The sequence below is a fragment of the Lactobacillus leichmannii genome (assembly GCF_024701915.1).
Lineage (GTDB): Bacteria > Bacillota > Bacilli > Lactobacillales > Lactobacillaceae > Lactobacillus > Lactobacillus delbrueckii.
Map to the genome: position 1 here is coordinate 1 of NZ_QOCY01000025.1, position 5,620 is coordinate 5,620.

The 5,620-nt window shown below is 37.7% G+C and carries 3 protein-coding genes and 3 pseudogenes; 3 read left to right on the forward strand and 3 right to left on the reverse strand.

Features of this window, described 5'->3' with window-relative positions:
* Positions 1–432, reverse strand: a pseudogene (locus tag DS743_RS02715) (IS4 family transposase); the annotation flags it as partial.
* Between the two features lie 280 nt (positions 433–712).
* Here DS743_RS02715 and DS743_RS02720 point away from each other — a divergent pair.
* Positions 713–1,741 (forward strand): DUF6625 family protein, encoded by a 1,029-nt coding sequence (locus tag DS743_RS02720; protein WP_035185061.1) that lies wholly within the window; start codon positions 713–715, stop codon positions 1,739–1,741.
* Between the two features lie 194 nt (positions 1,742–1,935).
* On the opposite strand, the pseudogene DS743_RS02725 reads toward DS743_RS02720, so the two are convergent.
* Positions 1,936–2,805: pseudogene (locus tag DS743_RS02725) on the reverse strand (IS982 family transposase).
* A gap of 552 nt (positions 2,806–3,357) precedes the next feature.
* Between DS743_RS02725 and DS743_RS02730 the strand changes: the two are divergent.
* Positions 3,358–4,305 carry a glycosyltransferase family 2 protein gene (locus DS743_RS02730; RefSeq protein WP_051977322.1) on the forward strand — a complete coding sequence of 316 codons (948 nt, stop codon included), beginning with the start codon at positions 3,358–3,360 and terminating at the stop codon, positions 4,303–4,305.
* Positions 4,306–4,602: 297 nt separating this feature from the next.
* Positions 4,603–5,300, forward strand: a pseudogene (locus DS743_RS02735) (IS256 family transposase); the annotation flags it as partial.
* Positions 5,301–5,340: 40 nt separating this feature from the next.
* On the opposite strand, the gene DS743_RS02740 reads toward DS743_RS02735, so the two are convergent.
* On the reverse strand, positions 5,341–5,620 hold a 280-nt coding region (locus tag DS743_RS02740), incomplete at its 5' end, for a transposase (RefSeq protein ID WP_258945804.1).

The window sequence follows — 5,620 nt, forward strand, 5'->3', positions numbered from 1 at the left end:
AACGTGGTCGAATACTTTGGCAGCCAGCTCAGTCTTCTTGTATCCAGTTCTAGAGTAGAGCGAATCGTCAAAAACGAAGCAATCGGCACGTTGGTTAGAAGTCAGATCTTTCAGGTGCCCATTGACGATCCTCTCAGCTAGCAGAAAAGTGAGGCGAAGCCAGTTGATATGTGGGTTCTGCATGAATCGATAGTAGGTGTTTTTGGAGAAGCCAGCAGTACACTTGCCATACTTCTGTTGCATGTACATGCTTCTGTCTGGAAACGCATTACTGAAGATGTATGAAAGGATCAACCAAAGTGGGATTCCTTTGGACTTGCGGAGCCCACATCTACGGAGAAGCTCCATAACTTTGTAGTCCTTGAAGAACTTTTCAACAGAACGGGCAATTTTAGGTTCGTTTTCAGTATCGAATGATGGTAAACTAGACATAGCGCAAGCCTTTCGTTTGATATTGATGATGTTTTGGTCGACTTAATTATATCAAGCGAACAAAGGCCTTGTGCTTTTTTATTGGCTAAACTATTGAATTTTCAAGGTACAAGCCCACTTTTGTAAGTGGGAAGTTTAAGAAAGTAATTAGTGACTGATTTTTTAATCATGGGGCAATTTGATAACATGTGTGCAATAAGAATGTGGTCATGAGAACATTTTAAAGAAAATCTTATGAATTATGTAAAGGGCGTTAACTAAAGAAATTAAGGGGAACATAATGCAAAACAGACAACATAAAATTGCTTTTATTGTACCTTATTTCGGTAAGCTTCCGAATTATTTCAATTTATGGCTTAAGTCTGCAAAAATGAATCCACAAGTTGACGTGTTCTTTTTTACGGATAATGAAGAGCCTCAAGGATTGAGCAAGAATATTCATTGGGTAAAGACCACCTTTGCAGATGTGAAGGCGCGGGCTCAATCTTTAATTGAATTTCCAATCGTCTTGGATCAGCCGTATAAGTTAGTGGACTATAAACCGCTATATGGTGCAATGTTTCAAGACTATATTAGCGACTATGATTGGTGGGCTTATGGCGATATTGATACGATTTGGGGCAACTTAGAATTGATCCTTAAGCGTACAGAAGATGAATATGATAAGATACTTGAATTGGGTCATTTGACATTGATAAGGAATAATGAGCGTATGAATAGCCTTTGGCACAATAAAGTTGAAGGTGCTTGGACTTATAAGGATGCATTCAAGTCTGATTTTATTTATCATTTTGATGAGGGTGGTGGTATGTCATTTATTGCCAAGAAGTCTGGTTGCAAGATTTATTCTGAAGGGCCTGGTCAAATGAATTTTGCCGATGTTTGTCCATTTACTTCGCAGTTTGAACTTTCTTACGATAACGGTGATGGTAAACTACCTCATGTCTTTACTTGGAGGAATGGTGTTTTGACTGGTTACTGGGCTAAAGCTAACAAGGTTGAGTGCAAAGAATATGCATATGTACACTTGCAAAAACGCAAAATGCAGATTGTGGTAGACGATGTAGCGAGTGAAAATGGTTTTCTTATTGTACCTAATAAATTCTTGCCGCTTGGGAAAAAGGACATTACATCAAGCTTTATAGAGAGTCAGCATAGTGAAGCAGTGAGTGAGGTTAAAAATGAGCAGTTTGTTAAACGTCTTATTAACCATTTGAAGTTCTTAAAGTTTAAAGCAAAAGGTCGGAAGAGACATATTCCACTCAATGGTAATGAAGTCTACTTCGGAATTGAAGAAGCAAAATATTAATTAAATTAGATAAAGGTGACAATGGGGAAATATATTATTGGCCCGAATATGGGTAAGGATGGATTATTTGCAGGTAACAAATTTCCACGTGATATCATAACAATTTGTCAACAGTTAGGTTATAGGCCTGTTTATGTCCATGAAGGATATTCACGCAAGAGGCCTTGGGAGTATTTAGTTGATTACGCGTGGTGCTAGTTGAAGAAGCTGAATCCATATCTCTGTAGGATGTAGCTGATATTGTAAGTTAGTACAATTATTTCGACAGTTTGTTGGAAACCATCTACACTTCTTGCAAGTATATTTTCAATTCCGTAGTACTTTAGTACAGAAAACACACTCTCGATTGTTCTGCGAAGTGCCATTAGCTCTCTTTTGTTATGCTACTTAGCATCCTTCATATTTTTCCGATAAGGTGTCCACAGTATATAACCGTTTATCTTGAGGGCATCGTGCAGTCGTTTGCCTATATAACCTTCATCGCCTAAGATAAAGTGCCCTTCGGGATAGATACTGAGAATCAGCTCTTCTGCTTCTTTTGCATCGTGGATTGATGCCTTGGTGCTAAGAACATACCCGTCCTGAGATACGGCAAAATGGCCTTTAAAACCGTAGTAGTAAAACTTTTTGGTTGAGTTATAGCCAATGTTGGCTGTTCCTTCAAATACCTTAGCTCTGCGGTTTCTAATTGGCTGACACAAAGGCATGGGTAGACTGTCAATGATCATATACTGATCGGACAGATCGACTCTTGAGTTTAGATCGTTGACGATCTGAGTAGTGATGCCAAGAAGCGCTCTAGCCCTGCGATTAAAACGAGACCTAGAAAGACCACAAAGTCCCCAGCAACGGGCAAATCTGCGCTGAGAAGATATACCTTCCTCAGCTTGCCGGACAAGTAATGCAATGATTTCGTAGTCTGGAACTTTTACCAGACTGGCATTGCGGCGGTGAGTTAACCGAGATGGGGCGTACTTGTAATAAAGTTTCTTGCAGATTTTCGACAAAGTTCTAAATTCTACTTGCAAATGGTGACTATAACGTTCAATCTGTAGTTGGTTCAACATTGTAAGGACTCCTTCTTTTTCTCAACTAGAGTCTACAATGTTGGACCTTTTTGTTAAGAAATTGAAACTATATTTCAACTAGCACCACGCGTATTAATATCAGTCTTACTAAGGATGCTTACTATGAAATTATTGCTTTACCTATCTGGCTAGTCGAAAAAGTTACTTCTTTTCAGTATAGATTTGTCCAGAATTGTAGCTATAATGGATTATAAATGAGTTATTTAGTGGCTTAGATGTTCTCGATAGCAATTCAAAAGAAAGTTTTTATCGGTATTGTATAAAAAAGGCGTAATAATATGTTTTTAATGGTTCTTCAAAGGACAGTTAAAGGCGCGTTCTCTATATTAAGTTATTTGAGAAATAGAAGCATTCTTGCAAGAAAAAAAGTCAGATAAATCTTATAAAGCTATTGAGATTATTGCATTGCCTAAACGTAGCTATATCTTACGGGATACTTGTTTCTTTAGTTAGAGAGTATCATCTTGTAGTTATGTTCTTTGTAGTCAAACATAAACAGCTTCTGTTCAAGTGATGGAGTTATAAAATATGGAAGAAGTCAAAGTAAGTATTATTGTGCCTGTTTATAAAGCTGAAAAATCAATTGCTCATTGTATCGAATCCATATTGGGCCAAACGTATCATAATATCGAGTTGCTACTAATTGAAGATGGCTCGCCAGATAATAGTGGGGCAATTTGCGATAGTTATACGAATGATCCCAGGGTTAAAGTAATTCATAATACAAATCACGGTGTTTCTCGTACCCGTAATACTGGTTTAGAATATGCTACAGGCGATTATATTACCTTTTGTGACTCTGACGATTACTATACTCCTAAACATGTAGAAAAAAGCGTCTTTGCTGCACAGAAACAGGATTCTGACATTACAATTAGTGGTTATTATCTCCAGCAAAAAGGAAAATTTGTTTCATCAGTCCATATACCAAGTGGTCCAATGTCAGAAGAAGATGTTGTTCGACACTTTTCTGTAGATAATGAATTTGGTGGTTTCTGTTGGAACAAACTTTATAAGAAGGAAGTGTTGCAAGGTATTAAATTTCCAGAAGACTTAGAGATTTTGGAAGATACGTACTTGCTCTGTTCAGCTATGGAAAAGACTAAGAAGATATATTATTTGGCTGAACCATTGTATTATTATTGTGATAATGAAGAGAGTGCTACGCGTAACATGAATGTACTGTATTCGGATCATGGTACAGTCAAGTATATTGATTCCTATCAAAAAATTTTAGCAGAGAATCACCTTTGCAAAGAATCTGTAAATATCATTCACGGTACGATGTTTGAGATTGCAGTCGGATTTCGAGGTTTTGAATATCAAGGCCGTCATTGTGGCAGTTTAATCTTGAAAAAAAATCTAGAAGCTGATATAAAGCGATTTCGCAATGATTATTACCAATGCAAAGAATTCTCACTTAAACGTAAAGTGAAGTATACAATAAAGATGCTGTGGCCAAAACTACACCGATAAGCAACATCACCTTAATTGCTAGTTTCCATAGTTTCCAAAATTTTACAACTCAATGCGTAAAAAACTATCATTACAGTTTTTTACGCATTGAGTTGTAATTTATGTAGAATTAGCATTAACTACAGTTTTGTGGTTTAAGCTAACGTAGCATCATTTTGATATTTCAACTATGCTGATGCAAACATAGAAAACTATATAAGTTTATGTGTAAGAATAGGTAGTTCCTTAAAATAAATATAAATTGAAGATAGAAAAAGGATACCTCTTTAGTATAATTGATTTGAACACTATCAATACAAAAGGAAATTCAATGAATTCATGCGTACTCAACTCTTAGAAAGCGAATTGACTGCTTTTCTCGGTTACGATCCCTATGCTCGAGAGGGCTAGAACTCTAGAAACTCTAGCTACGTTAGACAAATAAAAATTCAATTTGGGCTAATCAAAGTTCAAGTTCTGCGGGACAGAAAATGTGAATTTCACCAACATGCTCTTCCGTCATACGGCCAACACACTGACGCACTATAATCTACCGTGATTTAGCTCTATCTTCATGGCGTAACGACTCGTGAGATCATGGCGTAACGACTCGTGAGATCTCTGATTTGATTGAGAAAATGTACGGCTGCTATTTTTCAACTGGTACTGTCTCCAACATCTCTAAGCGGGTTGCCAACCAGATTGAAAGTTATCAACAACGTCGGCTGAGCGACAAGTTCTTCTGCGTATACCTCGACGCCACTTACATTCCTCTGCGTAGGGATACATATCGGCGTAAGGCAGTCTGTGTGGCTGTTGGGATTAAGACTAATGTCCATAAGGAGACCATTGACTATCGTATCGCCCTAATGGAGAATATCGAAATTTGGGGTGAAGTGGTGAAATGATTTCCAACTTCAAGGAGTGCGGATTTGAATAGGTTGAGCCACTCCTGTCAGATGGGTTTGTAGGCATTAAAGACATGCTAAAGTAGTAATTACCCGAAATCTAAATTCCTAGTGTAGTGTCATACTGATATCTTAAGTATGTTTAGTGCTATAGCTTTGGATACAAAGATGCAAGTTTGATACGTGCATCCGAAGTTCTAAACTGCCAGTTTACCAAAGCATAGCTATTGTTCCGCTCACTTTCCCAAGCGCTCAATTCTTCGCGTAGTGTCTCAATATCCGGGATTCTTCGAGAAAGACACTGTCTGGTCATCACATTTAGCTCAATTTCAGCGATATCTAACCAGCTGCCGTGCTTGGGAGTATAGTGAATCTCAAGCTTCTTGATGATTCGACGTGCTTCCTCCGGGTTGAAAGCCTTATATAGT